Origin of the sequence: Cupriavidus sp. IK-TO18 (assembly GCF_015549295.1) — a bacterium.
GTDB lineage: Bacteria > Pseudomonadota > Gammaproteobacteria > Burkholderiales > Burkholderiaceae > Cupriavidus > Cupriavidus oxalaticus_A.
This window is the reverse complement of record NZ_JADGMP010000034.1, coordinates 106,447-131,416: the sequence shown is the minus strand read 5'-3', so window position 1 is coordinate 131,416 and position 24,970 is coordinate 106,447. Positions and strand designations below refer to the sequence as shown.

16 protein-coding genes are annotated in these 24,970 nt (G+C 64.3%); 11 read left to right on the top strand and 5 right to left on the bottom strand.

Annotation, left to right across the window (positions count from 1 at the left end):
* Window positions 1-156: 156 nt before the first annotated feature.
* Entirely contained in the window at window positions 157-4,203 is a 4,047-nt protein-coding gene (gene purL, locus IPF36_RS26810; RefSeq protein WP_135705055.1) for a phosphoribosylformylglycinamidine synthase, read from the top strand.
* A gap of 1,248 nt (window positions 4,204-5,451) precedes the next feature.
* Here purL and IPF36_RS26805 read toward each other — a convergent pair.
* From IPF36_RS26805 to IPF36_RS26785, 5 genes are all read right to left on the bottom strand, one after another.
* Window positions 5,452-6,246, bottom strand: coding sequence for a peptidylprolyl isomerase (locus IPF36_RS26805; protein WP_133098354.1), 795 nt, complete (start codon window positions 6,244-6,246; stop codon window positions 5,452-5,454).
* Between the two features lie 35 nt (window positions 6,247-6,281).
* Entirely contained in the window at window positions 6,282-6,563 is a 282-nt protein-coding gene (locus IPF36_RS26800; protein ID WP_135705056.1) for a BolA family transcriptional regulator, read from the bottom strand.
* A gap of 37 nt (window positions 6,564-6,600) precedes the next feature.
* Window positions 6,601-7,140, bottom strand: coding sequence for a septation protein A (locus IPF36_RS26795; protein WP_133098356.1), 540 nt, complete (start codon window positions 7,138-7,140; stop codon window positions 6,601-6,603).
* Window positions 7,141-7,179: 39 nt separating this feature from the next.
* Window positions 7,180-7,644, bottom strand: a complete 465-nt coding sequence (gene msrB / locus IPF36_RS26790) for a peptide-methionine (R)-S-oxide reductase MsrB (protein ID WP_063242135.1) — start codon at window positions 7,642-7,644, stop codon at window positions 7,180-7,182.
* Window positions 7,645-7,795: 151 nt separating this feature from the next.
* The gene (locus IPF36_RS26785) at window positions 7,796-9,376 is read right to left on the bottom strand and encodes a YdiU family protein (RefSeq protein ID WP_135706247.1); all 1,581 of its coding nucleotides are present in this window, start codon (window positions 9,374-9,376) and stop codon (window positions 7,796-7,798) included.
* 420 nt (window positions 9,377-9,796) lie between these two features.
* On the opposite strand from IPF36_RS26785, the gene IPF36_RS26780 reads away from it, so the two are divergent.
* From IPF36_RS26780 to pncA, 10 genes are all read left to right on the top strand, one after another.
* Window positions 9,797-11,422, top strand: coding sequence for a 3-(methylthio)propionyl-CoA ligase (locus IPF36_RS26780; protein WP_195431407.1), 1,626 nt, complete (start codon window positions 9,797-9,799; stop codon window positions 11,420-11,422).
* A gap of 170 nt (window positions 11,423-11,592) precedes the next feature.
* A complete protein-coding gene (locus IPF36_RS26775) occupies window positions 11,593-12,843 on the top strand; it encodes a branched-chain amino acid ABC transporter substrate-binding protein (protein WP_133098358.1) in 1,251 nt (416 codons plus the stop codon).
* 212 nt (window positions 12,844-13,055) lie between these two features.
* The gene (locus IPF36_RS26770; RefSeq protein WP_029048186.1) at window positions 13,056-14,003 is read left to right on the top strand and encodes a branched-chain amino acid ABC transporter permease; all 948 of its coding nucleotides are present in this window, start codon (window positions 13,056-13,058) and stop codon (window positions 14,001-14,003) included.
* A gap of 4 nt (window positions 14,004-14,007) precedes the next feature.
* Window positions 14,008-15,321, top strand: a complete 1,314-nt coding sequence (locus tag IPF36_RS26765; RefSeq protein ID WP_133098359.1) for a branched-chain amino acid ABC transporter permease — start codon at window positions 14,008-14,010, stop codon at window positions 15,319-15,321.
* Window positions 15,318-16,091 (top strand): ABC transporter ATP-binding protein, encoded by a 774-nt coding sequence (locus tag IPF36_RS26760; protein WP_135705058.1) that lies wholly within the window; start codon window positions 15,318-15,320, stop codon window positions 16,089-16,091. Before IPF36_RS26765 ends, IPF36_RS26760 begins: the two co-directional genes overlap by 4 nt.
* Window positions 16,091-16,804, top strand: coding sequence for an ABC transporter ATP-binding protein (locus IPF36_RS26755; protein ID WP_133098361.1), 714 nt, complete (start codon window positions 16,091-16,093; stop codon window positions 16,802-16,804). The genes IPF36_RS26760 and IPF36_RS26755 overlap by 1 nt, the downstream gene beginning before the upstream one ends.
* Before the next feature lie 431 nt (window positions 16,805-17,235).
* Complete coding sequence (locus IPF36_RS26750; RefSeq protein ID WP_218959723.1) at window positions 17,236-19,455, top strand: TonB-dependent siderophore receptor; 2,220 nt, start codon at window positions 17,236-17,238, stop codon at window positions 19,453-19,455.
* 958 nt (window positions 19,456-20,413) lie between these two features.
* The gene (locus IPF36_RS26745; protein WP_195431447.1) at window positions 20,414-21,439 is read left to right on the top strand and encodes an IS110 family transposase; all 1,026 of its coding nucleotides are present in this window, start codon (window positions 20,414-20,416) and stop codon (window positions 21,437-21,439) included.
* 744 nt (window positions 21,440-22,183) lie between these two features.
* A complete protein-coding gene (locus tag IPF36_RS26740) occupies window positions 22,184-24,265 on the top strand; it encodes a 3-hydroxyacyl-CoA dehydrogenase NAD-binding domain-containing protein (protein ID WP_133096880.1) in 2,082 nt (693 codons plus the stop codon).
* A 30-nt stretch (window positions 24,266-24,295) separates the two neighbouring features.
* Window positions 24,296-24,940 carry a bifunctional nicotinamidase/pyrazinamidase gene (gene pncA, locus IPF36_RS26735; RefSeq protein ID WP_133096881.1) on the top strand — a complete coding sequence of 215 codons (645 nt, stop codon included), beginning with the start codon at window positions 24,296-24,298 and terminating at the stop codon, window positions 24,938-24,940.
* Window positions 24,941-24,970 lie beyond the last annotated feature (30 nt).

The window sequence follows — 24,970 nt, the reverse complement described above, 5'->3', positions numbered from 1 at the left end:
TGATGGCGCAGTGCAAAATCCCGCCCTCGGCAAGGTACAATAGCGGTTTCCCGCCAGCCGGACACCCCATGCAGCGGTGCCGGCCAAGCAGCAGCCATACCCAGCCATTACCCAGGCCTTCCCGGCCTTACTACACGCCTCCCGACCGCTACGATCATGGCGCATTTCTCGTGCTTCCCCGGCGCTTTGGCGCTTTCCGCCTTCCGTCAGCAACGCCTGCTTACCGCCCTGCGGCAAATCGATGCCGATATCGAATCGGTGCACGGCCAGTTCCTGCATTTTGTTGACGCGCAGACGCCGCTGTCGGCCGACGACCAGTCGCGCGTGGCGGCGCTGCTGACCTATGGCGCACCGTTCGCCGAGCAGCCCGAGGGCGACCGCTTCGTCGTGATCCCGCGCTTCGGCACGATCTCGCCGTGGGCCAGCAAGGCCACCGACATCGCCCATAACTGCGGCCTGACGCATATCCACCGCATCGAGCGCGGCATCGAGATCACCGTGATCTGCAAGAAGGGCCTGCTGCGCGGCCGCAAGTCGCTGGACGCGGACACCCGCGCCGCCGTCGCCGCGCACCTGTTCGACCGCATGACCGAGACCGTGGTGGCCTCGCGCGACGATGCCGCCGGCCTGTTCCAGGAACTGCCGGCCAAGCCGCTGCGCTTCATCGACATCTCCGCCGGCCGCAGCGCGCTGGCCGCGGCCAACGTCGAGATGGGCCTGGCGCTGTCCGAGGACGAGATCGACTACCTGGTCGACGCCTACGGCAAGCTGGAGCGCAACCCGACCGACGTCGAGCTGATGATGTTCGCGCAGGCCAACAGCGAACACTGCCGCCACAAGATTTTCAACGCCACCTGGACCATCGACGGCGTGCAGCAGGACAAGTCGCTGTTCGCGATGATCCGCAATACGCACGAGCTCAATCCGCAGGGCTCGATCGTGGCCTATTCGGACAACTCGGCGGTGATGGAAGGCGACGTGGCCGAGCGCTGGTTCCCGCGCGGCGACAGCCACAAGTACGGCCGCCACGAGGCGCTGACGCACACGCTGATGAAGGTGGAGACGCACAACCACCCGACCGCGATCTCGCCGTTCCCGGGTGCCTCGACCGGCGCCGGCGGTGAAATCCGCGACGAAGGCGCGACTGGCCGCGGCGCCAAGCCCAAGGCCGGCCTGACCGGCTTCACGGTGTCCAACCTGATGCTGCCCGAGGCGGTGGAGTCCTGGGAAAACGACCGCGACGCCGCCCAGCCGGTGGCGCACCGCAACCCCGACGACAAGCCTGGCGTGACCGGCAAGCCGGACCGCATCGCCTCGCCGCTGCAGATCATGATCGACGGCCCGCTCGGCGGCGCCGCGTTCAACAATGAATTCGGCCGCGCCAACCTGGGTGGCTACTTCCGCGTCTACGAGCAGAACGTCGGCGGCACCGTGCGCGGCTACCACAAGCCGATCATGATCGCCGGCGGCATTGGCAATATCGATGCCTCGCACACGCACAAGAACCCGCTGCCGGCCGGCACGCTGCTGATCCAGCTGGGCGGCCCGGGCATGCGCATCGGCATGGGCGGCGGCGCCGCCAGCTCGATGGCAACCGGCACCAACACCGCCGACCTGGACTTCGACTCGGTCCAGCGCGGCAACCCAGAGATGGAGCGCCGCGCGCAGGAAGTGATCAACGCGTGCTGGCAGCTTGGCGACGCCAACCCGATCCTCTCGATCCACGACGTCGGTGCTGGCGGCATCTCCAACGCCTTCCCTGAACTGGTGGACGGCGCCGACCGTGGCGCGCGCTTCGACCTGCGCCAGGTGCACCTGGAAGAGTCCGGCCTGTCGCCGGCGGAAATCTGGTGCAACGAGTCGCAGGAGCGCTATGTGCTGGCGATCGCGCCGGACAGCTTCCCGCAGTTCCAGGCCATGTGCGAGCGCGAACGTTCGCCATTCGCCGTGGTCGGCATCGCCACCGAGGAAAAGCAGCTGCAACTGGTCGATGCCAGCGTCGACGCTGCGCTCAAGGAGCACTACGCCGTCAACATGCCGATGGACGTGCTGCTGGGCAAGCCGCCGCGCATGCACCGCGACGTCAAGCGCGTCGAGCAGCCGTTGCCGGCGGTGGACGTGACCAGCATTAGCCTGGAGCAGGCCGTGCGCGACGTGCTGCGTCATCCGACCGTGGCCAGCAAGTCGTTCCTGATCTCGATCGGCGACCGCACCGTGGGCGGCATGAACGCACGCGACCAGATGGTCGGTCCGTGGCAGGTGCCGGTGGCCGACGTGGCCGTGACCACGCTGGACTACAAGGGCAATGCCGGCGAGGCGATGACCATGGGCGAGCGCACGCCGCTGGCCGTGATCGATGCACCGGCCTCGGGCCGCATGGCGATCGGCGAGGCGCTGACCAACCTGGCGGCCGCACCGGTCAAGGAGCTGGGCAAGGTCAAGCTGTCGGCCAACTGGATGGCTGCCTGCGGCGTCGAAGGTGAAGATGCAAAGCTGTACGACACCGTGCATGCCGTCGGCATGGAGCTGTGCCCGGCGCTGGGCATCAGCATCCCGGTGGGCAAGGATTCGCTGTCGATGCGCACCAAGTGGCAGGACGAGGGCGTCGACAAGGAAGTGGTGGCCCCGGTATCGCTGATCATCTCGGCCTTTGCCGCGGTGGACGACGTCAACCGCACGCTGACGCCGCAACTGCGCACCGACGCCGGCGACACCGTGCTGATCGCCGTCGACCTGAGCCGCGGCAAGAACCGCATGGGCGGCAGCATCCTGGCGCAGGTCACGCAGCAGGTGGGCGACAGCGCGCCGGACGTCGACAGCGCTGAAGACCTGAAGAACTTCTTCAACGTCATCCAGCGCCTGAACCGCGAGGGCAAGCTGCTGGCCTACCATGACCGTTCCGATGGCGGCTTCATCGCCACGCTGGCCGAGATGGCCTTTGCCGGCCACTGCGGCGTGTCGCTGAACGTCGACATGCTGGCGCTCGATCCGCAGCAGGAACAGGACTACGGCGACGCCAAGAACTGGGCCCAGCAGATCGCCGAGCGCCGCAACGACCAGACCCTGCGCGCACTGTTCTCGGAAGAACTGGGCGCGGTGGTGCAGGTGCGCCTGCAGGACCGCGACGCGGTCTTCGCGGTGCTGCGCGAGGCTGGCCTGTCCGCATGCAGTCACGTGGTCGGCAAGCCCAACACCACCGACCAGGTCGAGATCTACCGCGATGCCAAGAAGGTGTTCGGCGCGTCGCGCACGGACCTGCAGCGCAACTGGAGCGAGGTCAGCTGGCGCATCGCGCGCCTGCGCGACAACCCGGCCTGCGCCGACAGCGAGTATGACCGCCTGCTGGACGCCGCCGATCCGGGCATCAGCCCGGTGCTGACGTTCGATCCGGCGGAGGACATCGCCGCGCCGTTCATCGCTACCGGCGCGCGTCCGCGCGTGGCGATCCTGCGGGAGCAGGGCGTCAACTCGCAGATCGAGATGGCCTACAGCATGGATCGTGCGGGCTTCGATACGCATGATGTGCATATGAGCGACCTGATCGCCGGGCGTGCCAACCTGGCGGATTTCACGGGCTTTGTTGCCTGCGGCGGCTTCAGCTACGGCGACGTGCTGGGCGCGGGCGAGGGCTGGGCCAAGACCATCCTGTTCAATGCGCAGATGGCCGAGCAGTTCGCGGCGTTCTTCAATCGCGAGGACACGTTTGCGCTGGGCGTCTGCAATGGTTGCCAGATGATGAGCAACCTGGCGCCGATCATTCCGGGGGCGGGGGCGTGGCCGCAGTTCACGCGTAACCAGTCGGAGCAGTACGAGGCGCGTTATGTCACGGTGGAGGTGCAGTCGTCGCCGTCGATCTTCTTTGCTGGCATGGAAGGTAGCCGCATTCCTATCGTGGTTGCGCACGGTGAAGGGTATGCGGACTTTTCGCAGCAGGGGAATATCGGCGAGGCCAACGTTGCGCTGCGTTTCGTCGACAACTACGGCGCGGTGACGCAGAGCTATCCGTTGAATCCGAATGGTTCGCCTGAGGGCATCACCTCGGTGACTACTGTCGATGGGCGCTTTACCGTGCTGATGCCGCATCCTGAGCGTGTGTTCCGTGCTGCCACGATGAGCTGGGCGCCGGATGCTTGGAAGCAGGTTGGCGATGGTGGTAGCCCGTGGATGCGGATGTTCAGGAATGCCAGGAAGTGGGTGGGGTAAGGCTTGGGATCTGTCTTGCGCCTAGGGACCTCGCGGTTGGTGACATGCTGTCGGGCTTTTGAAGCGCTTTGTCGCAGTTGGTGGCATGCTGTTGGCCGTTGAAGCGCCTAGTTCCGCCCTCCTGGGCGGGTCACTTTTTGGCCGAGCGCCAAAAAGTAACCAAAAAACGCGTCGCCTGAGCGGCTGGCTATCAAGTTGGCGGCGTGGGTGGTTCGGGCGGCGGTGATTTCCGTTTTGGCTTGGGTGGCCGTTCGAGCCTGCTAACGCCAGGTGAGTTAGGGATAGTGCCTGGCGTTAATCGACTATTGAACGATCCCCATGCCGGGCGTAGGCCGCCTGCTGCATGCCGTATCGGTGGGACGCCTTCGGCTGCGCTACGCGCGGGCCCTAAGGTGGCTGGGCGGCTGATTTCGACTTGGTCACCAACAGCGCCCTGCGAGCGTAGCGACGCAGGTCCGTGCCCGAGAATTTCACCGGCGAGACTGAGCCGCGCGCAGCGCAGCCGTAGGCGATGACGCGATCCCCCTGGTAGCAGGCGGCCTACGCCCGTCCTGGGGATGGTTCAAAAGTGGGGATTCGCCAGGCACCCACACTCACTCACCTGGCGTAGCAGGCTGGCATCGCGACCACGCTTCACTGAGACCAACGCCGCCCATATAGCCAGAAGCGCCAAATTGGCTCAGCCAGCCGCAGGCGACGCGCTTTTTGGTTACTTTTTGTCGCTCGGACAAAAAGTGACCCGCCCAGCAGGGCGGAACCAGGCGCTTCAACGGCCGACAGCATGTCACCAACAGCGACAGCGACGCAGCAACGGCCGATAACATGTCACCATCAGCGACAGCGACGCATCAACGGCCGACAGCATGTCACCAGCTGCGAGGACCGTCGATAATCTACTAAAGCCGATTCACCCCAAAACCTACGCCATCAACCTAGAACTCCAAGACGCATACGCATAAGTCAACATCCGCCCCGATTCAAATCCAGGTGCAGGCTTGATTTCACCCCGAGCCTCCTTGTACGCCACCACGGCATGCAGGATCTTCTCGGGCGCATAACGGTCACGCAGGGGAAGGTAGGGGTGGAGCTGGCGCCAGCCAGGGGCGGCGCCGTCCAGAGTCGTCCAGGCCAGCGCGCAATAGCACATGCCCCGGGACGTGAGATGCCACAGTTGCCAGTAGGGGGCGGTCGTCTCCACACGCTGCATCGTTCAACCTTGCAGGACCGGTGGGGGCGACCGGTCCGTGATTACTGGATTTTCGCCTTGTCCTTCAGCGACTTCATCATGGCCTGGAACTGCTCGCGCTGCCAGTTCTGGTCACCCATCAGCATCTGCATCAGCTGCGGCTTGACCTCTTCGAATGACGGGATCTTCGCTTCACGCACGTCGACCAGCTCGATGATGTGCCAGCCGAACTGCGTCTTGACCGGCGTATCGGTCATCTGGCCCTTCTTCAGGCCGGTCATGGCCGCCGAGAACTCCGGCACGTAGCTGCCGCTGTTGGCCCAGTCCAGGTCGCCACCGTTGGCAGCCGAGCCCGGGTCCTTCGAGGCGGCCTTGGCTTGGTCTTCGAACTTGGCGCCGCCCTTGATCTTGGCGATGATCGCCTTGGCGTCGGCTTCCTTCTCCACCAGGATATGGCGGGCATGGTATTCCTTGCCATTTCCGAATTGCGACTTGATCTTGTCGTACTGCTTGCGCAGCTCGGCGTCGCTGGCGCCGTGGGTCTTGACGTAGTCCTCAAATACCGCGCCGGCCAGCACGTTCAGGCGTGCCTGTTCCAGTTGCTCCTGCACGTCGTCGCGCTGGGTCAGGCCGCGCTTGTTGGCTTCCTGCACGAGTAGTTCGCGGTCGATCAGCATGTCGCGGCCACGCTTGCGCAGCTCCGGATTGTCGGGCTGGCCGGTGCCGGCGATCAACTTGTCCAGCTTTGTCGACGGAATGGCCTTGCCATTCACGACGGCGGCATTCTGGGCGATGGCCGGCAAGCTGCCAGCTGCAAGCACAGCCGCCAGGCTGAACGAGAGGACGGTGGTCTTCATGGAATCTGGTCTGAGAGTTGCTGAAAGAAGCGCGCTCATGCGCGCGATTGGTACTCTTGGTCGGTGTACGCAGTCACGGCCAAGGCGTGGATCTGCGCGGGGAACAGACTGCGCAGCGCATCATACACCATGCGGTGTCGCGCAACCCGGCTGTGACCTGCAAAGCGCTCGCTGACGATTGTCACGTCGTAATGTCCGCCTCCGGATGCGGCGCCGGCATGTCCGGCGTGCAGTGCGCTGTCGTCGCGCACGGCCAGGTAGCTGGGGGCGAGCGCTTCGCGCAGCAGTGCCTCGATCGTGGCGGGATTGGCTGCCATCGGTAGTTTCCTTATCGGGGATAAAACGGCAGAAGCGTCAGTCCTGGCTGTTCTCGGGCATGTGCCGCGACAGCCAGACGCTCTGCGCGACGATGAACACCAGCATCAGCCCCATGCTGCCGAACAGCTTGAAGTTGACCCAGACGTCGGTGGAAAACTGATAGGCCACGTAGAGGTTCAGCACACCCATGGCCGCGAAGAACCCGGCCCAGGCGGCATTCAGGCGCGCCCACACCGGATCGGGCAGGGTGACCTGCTTTTCCATCATGGCGCGGATCAGGTTCTTGCGCCAGACCATCGCCGAGCCCAGTAGTGCCACGGCGAACATCCAGTAGAGCACCGTCGGCTTCCACTTGATGAAGGTTTCGTTGTGCAGCACCAGCGTGGCGCCGCCGAATACGGCGATGATCAGCAGGCTGACCCACTGCATCGGCTCGACCTTGCGGTGGCGAAACCAGACCCAGCCGATCTGCACCACCGTGGCGGCAATGGCCACGGCAGTGGCGGTGTAAATGTCGGCCAGCTTGAAGGCGGCGAAAAACAGGATGACCGGGAACAGGTCGAACAGGAATTTCATGCGGTACCAGGTTGTTGCCGGCCCGATGGCCGGCGCTTGTCAGCGCTGCGGGTCGCGCCGGGGTTCGTTGCCGCTGCCGGCATCGTGGGCATGATCCGCCTCACGCTGCGCCGGGTCGCGATCGTCGAATTTTAACGCAGCCGAGTTGATGCAATAGCGCAGGCCGGTCGGGGCCGGCCCGTCCTCGAACACATGGCCCAGGTGGCTGCCGCATTCCTTGCAGCGGACTTCCACCCGCACCATGCCGTGGGTGTGGTCGGCATGTTCGGCAATGACCTCGCCGTTGATGGGGCGGAAATAGCTGGGCCAGCCGCAGCCGGCATCGAACTTGGTGGCGGACTCGAACAGCGGCGTGCCGCAGCCGACGCAGTTGTAGATGCCGCGTTCCCAGTGATCCCAGTAGCGGCCGGTGAAGGGGCGCTCGGTCGCGGCTTCGCGCGTCACACGGTATTCGATGTCGGAGAGCTGGTCGCGCCACTCGGCGTCGGTCTTGGTGGTGGTCATTGTCGTTTCCTCACGGTCTTGCCCGGGATATTGGCCTCGGAACTTCTGGCCTCGGAACTCCTGGCCCCGGAACCTTCGTTGGTCGGCGCACTGGCGCGAACCTTACACCGGATGGCGCCGGCGTGCAGGCTCGGGCACATGAGCAATCCGGTCACGACGAGCAGCTGACTTCCAGCCCGGCGGCCCAGTCGGGCGGCAGCGCGGCATAGTGGTCGGCCTCGGGCTGCTCGTCGAAGGGGCGCGACAGCACCGCCAGCAGGCGCCCAGTTTCGCTGAAATCCTTTTCTCGTGCGTGCCGGATCGCGGTCTCGGCCAGGTGATTGCGCAGCACGTATTTGGGGTTCACCGCCAGCATTTCCAGCTCGCGCGCGGCGTCGTCCGATTGCTCCGCACGCAGCCGCGCGCGGTAGTCGACGGCCCAGGCGTCGAAGGCCGCGCGGTCCAGGAACAGGTCGCGCACCGGCGCATCGCGCGAGGCATCGTGCGACGAGATGCCGCACAGCTTGCGCCAGAACAGCGTGTAGTCGACGCGCTGACCGTGCAGCAGCTGGAACAGGCTGGTCAGCAGGGGCTCGTCAACCTTGTCATCGCCGCCGGCCGGCGGGCGCAGGCCAAGCTTGGCACGGTAGTGGCGGAAGAAGGCGGCAGCATAGCGGTCGCGGAACGGATCGAGCGCCGTGCGCGCCGATTCGATGGCGGCATCGCGGGCGCCTTCCTTGTCGGCGTCCACCGCCGGCAGCCACAGCGGCAGCAGCGCCTGTGCCAGGCAGTGCAAATTCCAGAATGCCACCTGCGGCTGCTGGCTGTAGGCGTAGCGGCCCTGCGTATCGGAGTGGTTGCAGATATGGTTGGCGTCGAATGCATCGAGGAAGCCGAACGGGCCGTAGTCGATGGTCAGTCCCAGGATCGACATATTGTCGGTGTTCATCACCCCGTGACAGAAGCCGATGGCCTGCCAGTGCGCGACCAGGTCGGCAGTGCGCAGCGAGACTTCGCGCAGCAGCGCCTGGTATGGCTGTGCCTCGTCGCGCAACGCCGGCATGAAGTTGTCGATGACGAAGTCTGCCAGCTGGCGCAGCGAGGCCACGTCGTCATGCGCGGCGAAATGCTCGAAATGCCCGAAGCGGATAAAGGTCGGCGCCAGGCGCGTGACCACCGCCGAGGTCTCGATGGTTTCGCGCCGCACCGGTGCATCCGAGCCGACGATGCTGAGCGCGCGCGTGGTCGGCACGCCGAGCGCGGCCATTGCTTCCGAGCACAAGTACTCGCGGATCGACGAGCGCAGCACCGCGCGGCCATCGGCCATGCGCGAGTAGGGCGTCAGTCCGGCGCCCTTGAGCTGGATTTCCCAGGGGCCCGTGGCCGTGTCGGCCTGTGCCAGCCGGATCGCGCGGCCGTCGCCGAGTTGCCCGGCCCAGATGCCGAACTGGTGTCCGGAATAGACCGTAGCAATGGGATCGGCCCAGCGGGGCACCTGGTTGCCGACAAAGGTCTCGACAAAGCCGGGCTCGGCGCCCACGCCGCCATCCCAGCCAAGCAGCGCCGCGGCGGCCGGCGCCACGCCTACCAGGTACGGCGAGGGCAGCGGCGTTGGCTGCAGGCGCGTGAAGAATTTCTCGCCGAGCACGGAGAAGCCGGGCGTGGTGTCGAACGGTACGGCGAGCGCCGAGGCACCGTTGGCACCGTAGGTATCGAAGTCGTGCAAGGCGTTGGACTGGGGCGTGTCTGGCATCGCGATAGGGGCGCGCGGCAAGCGCAATCCGCGGGTTCGGGTGCGGCGCGCAAAGCCGCTTCCGGGGCGGTGCGGGCGCCGCATGACGAGGGCACGGGAATGCGTAGATGGCTAGGGAAAACGACATGTTGAGGTGCAACATGCCACGCAGTATTGTACGTCCTCAACGGCTCACATCCGGTGAGACCGCCACGCACCGCGCAGTTATTTCCCTCCTTCAATGCGCACATGAATCCGGTGCATGGATTTCGCAGAATTGCGGCCCCGATTACCACGCTTCACCACACGGCTTAACCACAGCAGTACGGCAGTGCACAACAGAATCGCAGTGACGCTGTTTCGAGGCACGCGGACAACCGCCCAAAAATAGTACGGTTGTTCGTTTTTTGACGAATCCACCAGACTTCAGGAGGCAGTTTCATGGCATTGATGGGTCAAATGATGAGCGCGCCGCTGCTCATTTCCTCCATCATCAAGCACGCCGCCCGTTACTACGGGTCGACGGAAATCGTTTCGCGCCGCACCGAGGGCGACCTGCACCGCTATACCTACCGCGATTGCGAACTGCGCGCCCGCAAGGTGGCGCAGGCGCTCGGCGCGCTGGGCGTGCAGCAGGGCGAGCGCGTCGGCACGCTGGCGTGGAACGGTTATCGCCACCTGGAGGTTTACTATGGCGTGTCGGGCATGGGCGCCGTCTGCCATACCATCAACCCGCGCCTGTTCCCCGAGCAGATTGCCTATATCGTCAACCATGCCGAAGACAGCTACGTCTTCTTCGACCTGACCTTCCTGCCGCTGGTAGAGGGCGTCGCGCCGCATTGCCCAAACGTGAAAGGCTGGGTTGCGATGACCGATCGCGCCCACATGCCGGCCGAGTCCAAGGTGCCGCTGCTCTGCTACGAGGAACTGGTCGACGCGCAGGATGGCAACTACGAATGGCCGCAGTTCGACGAGCACCTCGCGTCGAGCCTGTGCTACACCTCAGGCACCACCGGCAATCCCAAGGGCGCGCTGTATTCGCACCGCTCCACCGTGCTGCACTCGTACGCCTCGGCGCTGCCCGACGCGCTCGGCTGCTCGGCGCGCGACGTGATCCTGCCCGTGGTGCCGATGTTCCACGTCAACGCCTGGGGCCTGCCGTACTCGGTGCCGCTGGGCGGCGCCAAGCTGGTGTTCCCGGGCGCCAAGCTGGACGGTGCCTCGCTCTATGAGTTGTTCGAGCAGGAGAAGGTGACTTTCTCCGCCGGCGTGCCGACGGTCTGGCTTGGCCTGCTGCAATACGTGCAGTCGAACAACCTGAAGTTCTCCACCTTCCGCCGCACCGTGATCGGCGGCTCCGCTGCGCCGCCAGCGATGATCCGCGCGCTCGAGGCGCTGGACGTGGACGTCATCCACGCCTGGGGCATGACCGAGATGTCGCCGCTGGGCACCTCGTGCAAGCTGCTGGCCAAGCATGAGGAACTGTCCGATGCCGACCGCCACAAGATCCAGGAGAAGCAGGGCCGCGTGATCTTCGGCGTCGACATGAAGATCGTCGACGGCGAAGGCAAGGAACTGCCGTGGGACGGCAAGGCCTTCGGCGACCTGATGGTGCGCGGGCCATGGATCATCGACCAGTACTACCGCAACGGCAGCAACCCGCTGGTCGACGGCTGGTTCCCGACCGGCGACGTCGCCACCATCGATGAAGACGGCTTCATGCAGATCACGGACCGCAGCAAAGACGTGATCAAGTCCGGCGGCGAATGGATTTCGTCGATCGACATCGAGAACGTCGCCGCCGCGCACCCCGCGGTGCATATGGCGGCCTGCATCTCGGCCTACCACCCCAAGTGGGACGAGCGCCCGCTGCTGGTGGTGGTGAAGAAGCCCGGCGCCGAAGTCACGCGCGAGGAACTGCTGCAGTTCTTCGAGGGCAAGGTCGCCAAGTGGTGGATCCCGGACGATGTCGCCTTTGTCACCGAGATTCCGCTGACCGCCACCGGCAAGATGCAGAAGCTCAAGCTGCGCGAACAGTTCAAGGACTACAAGCTGCCGGCGGCCTGAAGCCGGCACAGGGCAGCATCCGGTGCGCCGCGCCTGCTTGCGGCATGGCGCCGCCCGGGGCCCGGCTGCATGGCGCGGACAGGAGGGCGCCACGCCGCCGGCCGCAATCAACGACTGCAATCAACGACTGCAATCAACGACAAGCCAACGACAAGAGTGAAGGAGACAGTATGACCAAGATGCGTCCGCTGGTGGCTGGTGTGGCCATGTTCGCCGCAATGGGTTCTGCGCTGGTTTCGGGTTCGGCACTCGCGGATACGGTGAAGATCGCCTTCATCGATCCGCTTTCGGGGCTAATGGCCCCCGTTGGACAGAACCAGCTCAAGAGCTGGCAGTTCGTGGCCGACGTGGCCAACCAGAAGGGCTGGGCCGGCGCGCACAAGTTCGAGGTGGTGGGCTTTGACAACAAGCTCTCGCCGCAGGAGAGCCTGACCATCCTGAAGCAGGCGATCGACCAGAACATCCGCTATATCGTGCAGGGCAACGGCTCGTCGGTCGGGCTGGCGCTGCAGGATGCGGTGGCCAAGCACAACGAGCGCAACCCGGGCAAGGAAATCATCTACCTGAACTACGCCGCGGTGGACCCGGACATGACCAATGCCAAGTGCAACTACTGGCATTTCCGGCTCGACGCCAACTCGGACATGAAGATGGAGGCGCTGACCACCTTCCTGGCCAAGGATCCCGGCGTCAAGAAGGTTTACCTGATCAACCAGAACTACTCGTTCGGGCACCAGGTGGCCAAGGCGGCCAAGGACTACCTGAAGCGCAAGCGCCCGGATATCCAGATCGTGGGTGAAGACCTGCACCCGCTGGCGCAGGTGAAGGACTTTGCGCCGTATGCGGCCAAGATCAAGGCCTCGGGCGCCGATACCGTGATCACCGGCAACTGGGGCAGCGACCTGGCACTGCTGATCAAGGCGGGCAAGGACGCCGGCCTGACCACCAACTACTACACTTACTACGCCGGCACCACCGGCGTGCCGACCGCCATGGGCGCGGCCGGTGCCGAGCACGTCAAGTACGTGGGCTACTACAACCCCAACAACAAGGGGTTCAAGGGCTCCGACGTCATCGAGGGCTTCAAGAAGAAGTACAACGATGACTTCTACGTGATGGCGTCCTACACCGGCATCGCCATGCTGTCCAAGGCGTTCAAGGACACCAACTCGACCGACCCGGTCAAGGTGGCCAAGGCGCTGGAAGGCATCAAGGTCGAGAGCATGAACGGCCTGGTCGAGATGCGCAATACCGACCACCAGGCCCAGCAGCCGCTGGTGGTGGCCACCTGGACCAAGATCGACGGCAAGGAAATCAAGTACGACCAGGAGAACACCGGGTACGGCTGGAAGACCAACGCGCAGATGGACCAGTACGTGTCCGCGCAGCCGACGTCCTGCCAGATGAAGCGGCCGGGCTGATCCTGTCCATGTCGGGCCGGCCACGATGACACGCGCAGGTGATGCAGCGTGACAGCGTGGCGGCCCGATCCTGCATACTCTCGGTCTTTCTGGATCGATAGCGGTAGCGTCCGGGGCGCCATGCGCCCTGCGGAGGGAGACGCTCACCCCAAATCCAACCGGACGGATGCCAACGCACCCCACTGCGGCGGCACCAGCTTGAAGGACACGCTGTGGAATTCTTTGTCATCTCCCTGCTCAACGGCATCAGCTACGGGCTGCTGCTGTTCATGCTGTCATCAGGCCTGACCCTGATCTTCAGCATGATGGGCGTGCTCAATTTCGCGCACGCAAGCTTCTATATGCTGGGCGCGTATTTCGCCTACACCATCGCCAGCAAGGTCGGCTTCTGGCCGGCGCTGATCTTCGCGCCGCTGCTGGTCGCTGGCGCGGGCGCGCTGGTGGAGCGCTTCGGCCTGCGCACGGTGCACAAGTACGGCCACGTGGCCGAGCTGCTGTTCACCTTCGGCCTGGCCTACCTGATCGAAGAGGGCGTCAAGCTGGTGTGGGGACTGGCCGCGGTGCCTTACCGCATCCCGGCCGAACTGGAAGGCCCGCTGTTCCAGGTGTTCACCTCGACGTTCCCCAAATACCGCGCCTTCATGATGCTGGTGTCGCTGGGCATGCTGGTGGCGATCTACCTGGTGCTGACGCGCACCCGCATCGGCCTGGTGATCCAGGCCGCGCTGACCCATCCGGAGATGGTCGAGGCGCTGGGCCACAACGTGCCGCGCGTGTTCATGATGGTGTTCGGCGGCGGCGCCGCGCTGGCGGGGCTGGCTGGCGTGATCGGCGGCAATGCCTTCGTCACCGAGCCGTCGATGGCGGCGGCGGTCGGGTCGATCGTATTCGTGGTGGCGGTGGTCGGCGGCATGGGGTCGCTGGTGGGGGCCTTCATTGCGTCAATATTGATTGGCGTGCTGCAGACCTTTGCGGTCACGATCGACGCTTCGCTTGCGGGGCTGTTGCGCAGCCTTGGCATGGCAGTCAGCGAAGCCACGCCGTTCTACGCCTTGTGGAAGCTCACGGTGGCCCAGGTGGCGCCGGTGCTGCCGTACCTGTTGCTGGTGGTGATGCTGATCTTCCGCCCGCGTGGACTGATGGGAACCCGGGAGAGCTGAGGCCATGGAGCAAGCGATGCAACAACCGCGCGAGCCGGTGTCGACCGGCCGCACCCTGCGCTACCGCCCGCTGAACCTGGCGCGCTGGGTAATCTGGAGCCTGACCATCGTCATCATGCTGGTGCTGCCGCTGGTGTTTACCGGGGGCTTCGCCATCACGCTGATGTCGCAGATGGGCATCATGATCATTTTTGCGCTCTCGTACAACATGCTGCTCGGGCAGACCGGCATGCTGTCGTTCGGCCATGCGGTGTATTCCGGGCTGGGCGCCTTCATTGCCGTGCACGTGCTGAACATGGTCGGCGCCGGCACGGTCTGGCTGCCGGTGTCGATGCTGCCGCTGGTGGGCGGGCTGGCCGGCGCGTTCTTCGGCGTGATCTTCGGCTATGTCACCACCAAGAAGGCCGGCACCACCTTTGCCATGATCACCATGGGCATCGGCGAGATGGTGTTCGCCAGCTCGCTGATGTTCCCCGAGTTCTTCGGCGGCGAGGGCGGCATCTCCACCAACCGCGTGGTCGGCGACCCGTTTTTGGGGCTCACCTTCGGGCCCGGGCGCCAGGTCTACTACCTGATCGCGGTGTGGTGCCTGGTGTCGATGGTGGCCATGTACGCGTGGACGCAGACGCCGCTGGGCCGTATCGCCAACGCCGTGCGCGACAACCCCGAGCGGGTCGAGTTCATCGGCTACAACACCCAGCGCGTGCGCTACCTGGTGCTGGTGCTGTCGGCGTTCTTCGCCGGGATCTCCGGGGCGCTCGCGGCGATCAACTTCGAGATCGTCTCGGCCGAGAACGTCAGCGCGGTGCGATCAGGCGGCGTGCTGCTGGCGGTGTTCATCGGCGGCGCGGGCGTGTTCTTCGGGCCGATCATCGGGGCGGTGGTGTTCGTGCTGTTCGCGGTGGCGCTGTCGGACCTGACCAAGGCGTGGCTGCTGTACCTGGGCCTGTTCTTCGTGCTGATGGTGATGTTCGTGCCGGGCGGCCTGGCCAGCCTGCTGCTGATGCAGCTGCCGCTGGCGGCGAAGGGCAGGTTGCGCCGCATGCTGCCCTCTTATGCAAAGGCGGGCGCGGCCGGCGTGGTGCTGCTGGTGGCGATGATCGTGACGGTCGAACTCGTCTACAAGGTGCAGGTCGACAGCGCCAATGGCACGGCCATGAAGCTGTTCGGCGTCGGCTTCGATGCGGCGACGTGGACGCCATGGGCGGTGGCGGCGGTGCTGTGGGCCGGGGGGCTGGCCGCATGGCGGCTGACGGTGCGCGCGTCGCGCGCCGAATGGGACAAGGTGCAGGCGGAGATCGCGGGAGGCACGGCATGACGGCGGCACTGGAACTGACCGAGGTACGCAAGAAGTTCGGCCAGACGGAGATTATCCGCGGCGTGAACCTGAGCATCCCGAAGGGTGAGCGCCACGCGCTGATCGGGCCCAACGGGGCGGGCAAGTCCACCACCTTCAACCTGATCTCGGGCCGCTTTGCGCCCACCAGCGGCACGGTGCGCCTGAACGGGCATGAGATCGGCGGGCTGCAGCCGTTCGTGATCAACCGCATGGGGCTGTCGCGCAGCTTCCAGATCACCAATATCTTCCATCGGCTGTCGGTGTTCGAGAACCTGCGCTGCGCGGTGCTGTGGTCGCTTGGCTACAAGTACTCGTTCTGGCACCGGCTGACGGGTTTGCGCGATGCGCGCGAGCGGGCCGACGAGGTGCTGGAACTGATCGGCATGCAGCACCGGCGCAATACACAGGCAGGCCTTCTGACCTACGCTGAGCAGCGCGCGCTGGAAATCGGCATCACCATCGCCGGTGGTGCCGAGGTGATCCTGCTGGATGAGCCTACCGCGGGCATGAGCCGCTCCGAGTCCGACCATGCAGTCGAACTGATCCGCAAGGTCACCGTCGGCAAGACACTGGTGATGGTGGAGCACGACATGAGCGTGGTGTTCGGGCTGGCCGACCGCATTTCGGTGCTGGTCTACGGCGAAGTGATCGCCACCGATACCCCGCAGGCGATCCGCAACAACCGCAAGGTCAAGGAAGCCTACCTGGGGACCACGCTGGACGAAGACACCACCGAAGGAGCGCACTGATGGGCAAGCGGATGCTGGAAGTCACGGGCCTGCATGCCTACTACGGCAAGAGCCATATCCTGCATGGCGTCGATGCGCATATCGACGAAGGCGAGATCGTGGCGCTGCTGGGGCGCAACGGGGTGGGGCGCTCGACCATGGCCAAGGCCATCCTCGGCATGGTCAAGGCCGAGGGCTCGGTGAAGTTCCGCGGCGAGGAGATCCTGGGGCGGCGCACGTTCGAGATCGCGCACCTGGGCATCGGCTATGTGCCGGAGAACCGGGACATCTTCCCGACGCTGACGGTGCGGCAGAACCTGCTGCTTGGCGAGAAGCGCAACCCGCGGCAGCCCAAACCGCGCTGGTCGGTGGAAGACATGTTCAACATGTTCCCCCGGCTCAGGGAACGCGAGAACACCTCCGCGGGCGTGTTGTCAGGCGGCGAACAGCAGATGCTGACGCTGTGCCGGACGTTGATGGGCGATCCCGACCTGGTGCTGATCGACGAGCCCACCGAAGGGCTGGCGCCGATGATCGTGGCGCTGGTGGGTGACTACCTGAAGACGCTGAAGGAGCGGGGCGTCTCGGTGCTGCTGATCGAGCAGAAGCTGGCGATTGCGCTGGATATCTCGCAGCGGGTCTACGTCATGGGGCACGGGCATATCGTGTTCGAGGGCACGCCCGGCGAACTCAAGGCGAACTCGCAGATCCGGAAGGAGTGGCTGGAGGTTTAAGCGTCTCCGCCGGCGCTGCGGGTGCCACCCGTAGCGTCGGCGTCACTTCATGTTTCACGACAGCCGCGGGAAAGGCGCTCCTTCAACTCCGAGCGTCTCACTAGTGCTTCTCAGGTCGTTGATTACTCAAATTTCCAGTTGAGGACAAGCCACTTTGCAACACTGTTGTAAATTTGTCTTAACACAAAAATGGGAATGATTCGCATTTGTACTTCGATTCCTACATCCCTATAATCGCCCGCCGGGGATGGACGACTTGATTCACGGGCGACGGTGGTGCGCTTCCTTGAGCTTGTCTTCATTGACCACGCTTGTTCGCGTCAAGAACTACAAGACAACACAGGGAAGGCAAGACCGTGAAAGGAAACCAGAAGTCGTTTGAATTGACCCCGCTCGCCGCTGCACTGGCAGGCGCCGTCGCAGCGTTTGCCATGCAGGGTGCATCGGCGCAGGGGAGCCAGCCTGTCGTCGCCGCCACCGGCCAGGCTGCGCCGGTGACGCTGGAACGGGTCACCGTGACCGGCAAGCGCGACGATGGCTACAAGGTGGAAGAGGCGCAGTCGCCCAAGTTCACCGCGCCGCTGCTCGACACGCCCAAGTCCGTGACCGTCGTGCCGGCCGAGGTGATCCGGCAGTCGGGCTCGAACTCGCTGCAGGACGCGCTGCGCACCACGCCCGGCATTACCTTCGGCGCCGGCGAAGGCGGCAACCCGATCGGCGACCGTCCTTTCATCCGCGGTTTCGACTCGATGTCGAGCATCTATGTCGACGGCGTGCGCGATACCGCTTCGCAGACCCGCGACACCTTCAACATCGAAAGCATCGAAGTCATCAAGGGCCCCAGCTCGGCCTACGGCGGCAAGGGCTCGGCCGGCGGCATGATCAATATCGTGTCGAAGCTGCCCCAGGCCGAGAACTTCGCGCAGGGCTCGATCGGCGTGGGCACGGACTCGTACTTCCGCGCCACGGCCGACGGCAACTACGTGATCAACGACAACACCGCCGTGCGCCTGAACGCGCTGGGCTATACCGCCAACGTGCCGGGCCGCGACGAGGTCGACCAGAACTCATGGGGCTTTGCGCCGTCGGTGACGTTCGGCATGAAGTCCGATACAAAGGTCACGCTGTCGTACTACCATCTGCAGGGCAACGGCATGCCGGACTACAGCATTCCGTACTCGCGCCCGGCCAGCCAGTCGTCCAAGGCCAACCCGTCGCAGCCCGCAAACGTTGACCGCAACAACTTCTACGGCCTGACCGACCGCGATTTCCAGAAGACACAGAGCAATATCGCCACGGCCACGGTCCAGCATGATTTCCGCAACGGCCTGGTCTTCAGCAACACCACGCGCTGGGGCCGCGCCACCAACGACTACATCGTCACCAACCCTGACGACAGCCGCGGCAACGTGCCGCGCGGCTTTGTCTGGCGCAACACCAAGAACCGCGACTCCGCCACCGAGACGCTGACCAACCAGACCGACCTGACCGCCAAGTTCGAGACCGGCAGCCTGAAGCACAGCGTGCTGTTCGGCTTCGAGTTCAGCCGCGACGATACCGACAACACGCCGTACAACGTCCTTTCGGCCAATCCTGCGAGCAATCCTACGCGGAGTTTGCCGACTGTCCCGGGCATCTGCAACGCGTCGCTGCTGGCAAGCTTCGACTGCACGTCGCTGGCCAACCCGAACCCGAACGACCCGTGGCGCGGCACCATCACCAAGATGCCCTTCACCACGACCACTACGACCAATACCCGCTCGGTCTACCTGTTCGATACGGTCGAGATCACCAAGCAGTGGATGATCAACGGTGGCGTTCGCTACGACAGCTACGACACGCACGCTTTCACCAACGCCTATACCAACCCGAACACGGGCGCGGCCGTGGCGCAGGTGGACATCCGCAACAAGTCGAATTTCTTCAACTACCAGGCGGGCGTGGTCTACAAGCCGGTCGAGTACGGCAGCATCTATGTGTCATATGGCACCTCGTCGACGCCGCCGGGTTCGACCAACGGTGACGGCGCCGACAACATCACGGCGGCGCAGCGCAACCTGGAGCCGGAAACGGCGCGCTCGGTGGAAATCGGCACCAAGTGGGATCTGCTGGCCAAGCGGCTGTCGCTGACTGGTGCGATCTTCCAGATCGAGAAGAACAATGCGCGCGTGGCGGTTGATGCCAACACGACCGTCAATGCCGGCAAGCAGCGTGTGAAGGGCTTCGAGCTGGGCTTTGCCGGCAACCTGACGGACAAGTGGGGCCTGTTCGGCGGCTATACGTACCTGAACAGCGAACTGATCGATAACGGCCCGCAGGCTGCGAACGCGGCCAACAACGGGAACCAGTTCCCCAATACGCCCAAGAACAGCTTCAGCCTGTGGACGACCTATCAGGTGCTGCCGGCGCTGACGGTTGGCGGTGGTGCGTACTATGTCGACAAGGTGTATGCCAATCCGGCCAACTCGCTGTATGTGCCGTCGTACTGGCGGTTTGACCTGATGGCGGCTTATCGCGTCAACAAGAATCTGTCGTTGCAGTTGAATGTGCAGAACTTGTTTGACAAGACCTATTACACCAAGGCGCATAACCACTACGGTGCGCTGGGTGCTGGGCGGTTTGGGATGTTGACGGCTAACTTCAAGTTCTAATTTTTTGATAATTCAATGCGGCCCGTTTCCTGTGATTTATGGGAGGCGGGCTGTTTTCGCTGGTGCCAGTGCTCTGTGCCTACTATGTCGCGGTTGGTGACATGCTGTCGGGTTTTGAGGCGCCGCGCTGTCGCTGTTGGTGACATGCTGTCGGCTTTTGAACCGCCTGGTTCCGCCCTCCTGGGCGGGTCACTTTTTGTCCGAGCGACAAAAAGTAACCAAAAAGCGCGTCGCCTAGCGGCTGGCTGGGCCAATTTGGCGCTTCTTGATGTATGGGCGTTATTGGTCTCAGTGAGAGGTGGTCGCGGGGCCAGCCTGCTACGCCAGGTGAGTGAGTGTGGGTGCCTGACGATTCCCGACTTTTGAACCATCCCCAGGACGGGTGTAGGCCGCCTGCTGCCTGCGGTATCGCGTCATCGCCTACGGCTGCGCTGCGCGCGGCTCAGTTTCGCGGGTGAGGTGTCCTGGCCCGAACCCGCATTGCTTCGCTCGCTGGGCGGCGACGGCAATGACCAGAGCGCTTTCGGCCGCTCTGCCACCTTGGGCCCGCGCGTAGCGCAGCCGAAGGCGTCCCACCGATGAGGCTTCTAGCAGGCGGCCTACGCCCGGCATGGAGATCGTTCAATAACCGGTTAACGTCAGGCACAGGCCCTGAATCACCTGGCGTTAGCAGGGTCGAACGGCCACCAAGCCCAAGCGGAAATCACCACCGCCCGAACCACCCACGCCGCCAACTTGATAGCCAGCCGCTCAGGCGACGCGTTTTTTGGTTACTTTTTGGCGCTCGGCCAAAAAGATGGAATGAACGCGCCCCGTCCCCCTACCTGCCGTCAATGAGGGGCGTAGTTCAGTGAGCATGGCGGAGAGGTGTTTGAGGAAGGGGGTCCCCCAACGCGAAACGGCATCAATGTGCCAGAGTGGAAGTTCTCACAGTCCACACAGGATGGAGGGACCCGAAATGAATACTACGACTTACGGCCTGGACATTGCAAAGACTGTTTTCCAGCTCTATTGGGTTGAGTCCGACGGCAAGTGTGTCAATCGCCGCTTCAGCCGGCAGCAACTGATCGAGTTCCTCGCCAAGCGGCAGCCTGCACGGGTGGCGCTCGAAGCGTGCGGCAGCGCTCACTGGTGGGCCCGCCAACTTTGCAGCCTCGGCCACAAGCCAATGTTGCTGCACGCCAACTACGTGCGTCCGTTTGTGCAAACCAACAAGACTGATGCCGCCGACGCCAAGGCCATCTGGACCGCGGCGCAGCAGCCCGGCATGCCGATCGTGGCGCCCAAGACCGAGTCGCAGCAGTGCGTGCTCAGTCTGCACGCCATGCGCCGGCTGCGCGTGAAGATGCGCACCATGCTGGTCAACCAGCTGCGCGGCACGCTGTTCGAATTCGGCGTCCACTTCCCCCGTGGACTGCGCACCGGCCTGCACGAGATCGTGCAGCACATGCTCGACATCGAGCAGAGCGTGCCGCCCCTGCTGTTCGAGTTCGTGCGTGAGCAATTGCAGAGCATCGAGCGGCTCGATGCCGAAATCGCCCGCCTCGACCAGCGGATCGACGCCTGGGGGCGGCAGAACCAGGCTTGCCAGACCATTCTCGCCATCCCTGGCATCGGCATGCTCACCGCCACGGCCATGGTCGCCACCATTGGCGATGTCCGCACCTTCAAGTCCGGCCGGCAACTGGCCGCCTATCTGGGACTGGTGCCTAAACAGACCGGCACCGGCGGCAAGGTCTGGCTCGGGAGCATCAGCAAACGCGGTGACCCCTACTTGCGCACTTTGCTCATTCACGGTGCCCGGGCCGTGCTGAGCCATCTGCGTCGAAAGAACCAGCCCGGCTGGCCTCTGACGCTCGCGCAGCGCCGCCCTGGCAACGTCGTGGCCGTCGCCATGGCCAACAAGATGGCCCGCACGCTCTGGGCCCTGCTGGCGCATGACCGGGCTTATGACCGAGACTACGTCTCGGTCAGGCCTGCCTGATGGCAGGCCGGGCTGGCAAGGAGGAAAGAAGGCAGGACCCGTCCCACAGGTTGCGACGGTTAGATGAACCTCATGGCAAGACAGGTCGGACCGCGGGAGCGCAAGCCCAACGGGTAACAGGTGCCTCAAAGCACGACAAAAAGATAGGGACGCTCCCGGCGCATATCCATGAAGGCCCGCAGGCTCGCCTGCACCGCAAGGCCGGATATAAGTCTGCAACCAGTCCTGCTCAAGCCAGAATGGTCGTCTTACCTTGCAAACGGGGCGCGTTCATATAAGTGACCCGCCCAGGAGGGCGGAACCAGGCGGTTCAACGGCCAACAGCATGTCACCAGCAGCCCCCGCCGCCGCCAGCCGCCACCCGCCGCCGCCAGCAGCCACCCCAGCGCCCAACCCCAAATCCCCATTTCCAAATCCCATACTAATCTAGAGCCAGCGCTCGCTACATTCACCAATGTGCCTGATGCGCCATCAGCAAACGGTCTCCCGCACGCCCAAGCTCCCGCCTCCATGCACCACGCTACAGGCCGAAATTCGCCCCACGCATGCCCCACAAAAACCCGTGAAATTGAAATTGAACGACCGTGCTATTTTGTGTATGCTTGTTTCGCCCAAGCCCCGGAAGGCTTGTGGCAAGCGGTAACCGCGGCGGGTTAACCCTGTGCCAATCACCCCTGCACCCAGCAGCAAAACAATAATTCGAGAATTCGAATCCCGAGACAAACTTTTGTAAAAGGAACCAGCATGACAGCGCAGTATCAGGTTCAGGACGGTGTAGCCGTCATCACGCTCGACAATCCCCCTGTCAACGGCCTGGGTCACAGCACCCGTCTTGGCATCGTCGAAGGCATGACCCGTGCGCTGGACGATGCCGCCGTCAAGGCCATCGTCATTACCGGCGCCGGCAAGGCATTCTCGGGCGGCGCCGACATCCGTGAATTCAATACCCCCAAGGCCATGCAGGAGCCGACGCTGCACTCCGTGATCCGCGTACTGGAAGCGTCGTCCAAGCCCGTGGTCGCGGCCGTGCACTCGGTCGCCATGGGTGGCGGGCTGGAACTGGCGCTGGGCTGTAACTACCGCGTGGCGTCCAAGGGCGCGCAGATCGCGCTGCCGGAAGTGAAGCTGGGCCTGCTGCCCGGCGCCGGCGGCACCCAGCGCCTGCCGCGCGTGATCGGCCTGGAGGCCGCCGCCAACATGATCGTGTCGGGCACCCCGGTGCTGTCCGAGAAGTTCGCCGGCACCAAGCTGTTCGATGAAATCGTCGAGGGTGACGTGCTGCCCGCGGCGGTCAAGTTCGCGCAGAACGTCGGCGCCGCCAGCGGCCCGCATCCGAAGGTGCGCGACCTGAAGGTGCGCCACGAGAACCCCGAAGGCTACCTCGGCTTCGCCCGCAACACCGTGGCCGCGATGGCCAAGAATTTCCCGGCTCCGCTGAAGTGCCTGGAAGCGGTGGCCGGCTCGCTCAAGCCGTTCGAGCAAGGCCTGAAGGAAGAGCGCGAGGGCTTCCTGTTCCTGGTGACCACGCCGGAATCGCGCGCGCTGCGCCACGCCTTCTTTGGCGAGCGTGCCGCCAGCAAGATCCCCGACGTGCCCGAAGGTACCCCCGTGCGCAAGATCGAGAAGGTTGCCGTGATCGGCGCCGGCACCATGGGCGGCGGCATCAGCATGAACTTCCTCAACGCCGGCATCCCGGTCACGATCCTGGAAACCAAGCAGGAAGCGCTGGACCGCGGCGTCGGCATCATCCGCAAGAACTACGAAAACAGCGCCAAGAAGGGCAAGCTCACGCAGGAGAAGGTAGAGCAGCGCATGGGCCTGCTGAGCACCACGCTGTCCTATGACGACATCAAGGACGCCGACATGGTCATCGAGGCCGTGTTCGAGGAAATGGGCGTCAAGGAAATCGTCTTCAAGAAGCTGGACGAAGTGATGAAGCAGGGCGCGATCCTGGCTTCGAACACCTCCACGCTGGACGTGAACAAGATCGCCTCGTTCACCAAGCGTCCGCAGGACGTGGTCGGCATGCACTTCTTCAGCCCGGCCAACGTGATGAAGCTGCTGGAAGTGGTGCGCGGCGAGAAGACCGGCAAGGACGTGCTGGCCACGGTCATGCAGATCGGCAAGAAGATCAAGAAGACCGCGGTGGTGTCGGGCGTGTGCGACGGCTTTATCGGCAACCGCATGATCGAGCAGTACAGCCGCCAGGCCGGCTACCTGTTGGACGAGGGCGCGCTGCCCGAGCAGGTCGACAAGGCCATCGAGAAGTTCGGTTTCGCCATGGGCCCGTTCCGCATGGGCGACCTGGCCGGCAACGACATCGGCTGGGCCATCCGCAAGCGCCGCGCCGTCGACAAGCCCGAGATCCAGTACTCGAAGACCGCCGACCTGCTGTGCGAGATGGGCCGTTACGGCCAGAAGACCGGCGCGGGCTGGTACGACTACAAGGCGGGCGACCGCAAGCCGTACCCGAACCAGCAGGTCAACGACATGATCGTGCAGCACTCCAAGGACTTGGGGCTGACGCGCCGCAAGATCTCGGACGAAGAGATCGTCGAGCGCCTGGTGTTCGCGCTGGTCAACGAAGGCGCCAAGATCCTGGAAGAGGGCATTGCTTCCAAGGCCTCGGATATCGACATGGTGTACCTGACCGGCTACGGCTTCCCGCTGTTCCGCGGCGGCCCGATGCTGTATGCGGACCAGGTCGGCCTGTACAACGTGGCGCTGGCAATGAAGCGCTACGCCAAGGGATACCACGGCGAAGCCTGGCAGGTCGCGCCGCTGCTGCAGAAGCTGGCGGACGAAGGCAAGGGCTTCAACGGTTAATTTGCCAAGAGGGTTCAGCAAGGAGCGGCCATGAACACCACCATCGGACCGGACGATTGCCTGCTGGTGATTGACGTGCAGAACGACTTCATGCCGGGCGGCGCGCTTGCCGTGCCCAACGGCGATGAGGTGGTGCCCGTCATCAATCGGCTGGCGCGCGCGTTCGGGCATGTGGTGGTGACGCAGGACTGGCATCCGGCCGCGCACGTCTCGTTTGCGGCCAACCATGCCGGCACGCAGCCGTTCCAGATGCTCACGCTGCCGTATGGCGAGCAGGTGCTGTGGCCGGTGCACTGCGTGCAGGACACGCCCGGCGCCGCGCTGCATGCGGGCCTGCACGTGCCGCACGCGCGGCTGGTGATCCGCAAGGGCCACCATGCCGACGTGGACAGCTACTCCGCTTTCCTTGAGGCGGACCGCACCACGCGTACCGGGCTGGCCGGCTACCTGCGCGAGCATGGCGTGAAGCGCGTGTTCTGCGCCGGGCTGGCGACGGACTACTGCGTGGCATGGAGCGCGCTCGATGCGCGCGCCGCCGGCTTCGAGGCCGCGGTGATCGAGGATGCGTGCCGGGCCATCGACCTGCAAGGGTCGCTGGCGAAAGCATGGCAGGACCTCGGCGCCGCCGGCGTCGCGCGCGTGATGTCCGCGGATGTGCTCAAGGGCCAGGGCTGAACCAAACCACCGAACTGAACGACACAAGAT

Bases quoted from the DNA above. Each gene is read 5' to 3' on its own strand.
- IPF36_RS26780 (WP_195431407.1), top strand. From the start codon at position 9,797: ATGGCATTGATGGGTCAAATGATGAGCGCGCCGCTGCTCATTTCCTCC.
- IPF36_RS26760 (WP_135705058.1), top strand. From the start codon at position 15,318: ATGACGGCGGCACTGGAACTGACCGAGGTACGCAAGAAGTTCGGCCAG.
- IPF36_RS26750 (WP_218959723.1), top strand. From the start codon at position 17,236: ATGCAGGGTGCATCGGCGCAGGGGAGCCAGCCTGTCGTCGCCGCCACC.
- pncA (WP_133096881.1), top strand. From the start codon at position 24,296: ATGAACACCACCATCGGACCGGACGATTGCCTGCTGGTGATTGACGTG.
- IPF36_RS26785 (WP_135706247.1), bottom strand. From the start codon at position 9,376: ATGCCAGACACGCCCCAGTCCAACGCCTTGCACGACTTCGATACCTAC.
- IPF36_RS26740 (WP_133096880.1), top strand. From the start codon at position 22,184: ATGACAGCGCAGTATCAGGTTCAGGACGGTGTAGCCGTCATCACGCTC.
- IPF36_RS26805 (WP_133098354.1), bottom strand. From the start codon at position 6,246: ATGAAGACCACCGTCCTCTCGTTCAGCCTGGCGGCTGTGCTTGCAGCT.
- IPF36_RS26765 (WP_133098359.1), top strand. From the start codon at position 14,008: ATGGAGCAAGCGATGCAACAACCGCGCGAGCCGGTGTCGACCGGCCGC.
- purL (WP_135705055.1), top strand. From the start codon at position 157: ATGGCGCATTTCTCGTGCTTCCCCGGCGCTTTGGCGCTTTCCGCCTTC.
- msrB (WP_063242135.1), bottom strand. From the start codon at position 7,644: ATGACCACCACCAAGACCGACGCCGAGTGGCGCGACCAGCTCTCCGAC.
- IPF36_RS26795 (WP_133098356.1), bottom strand. From the start codon at position 7,140: ATGAAATTCCTGTTCGACCTGTTCCCGGTCATCCTGTTTTTCGCCGCC.
- IPF36_RS26775 (WP_133098358.1), top strand. From the start codon at position 11,593: ATGACCAAGATGCGTCCGCTGGTGGCTGGTGTGGCCATGTTCGCCGCA.
- IPF36_RS26800 (WP_135705056.1), bottom strand. From the start codon at position 6,563: ATGGCAGCCAATCCCGCCACGATCGAGGCACTGCTGCGCGAAGCGCTC.
- IPF36_RS26755 (WP_133098361.1), top strand. From the start codon at position 16,091: ATGGGCAAGCGGATGCTGGAAGTCACGGGCCTGCATGCCTACTACGGC.
- IPF36_RS26745 (WP_195431447.1), top strand. From the start codon at position 20,414: ATGAATACTACGACTTACGGCCTGGACATTGCAAAGACTGTTTTCCAG.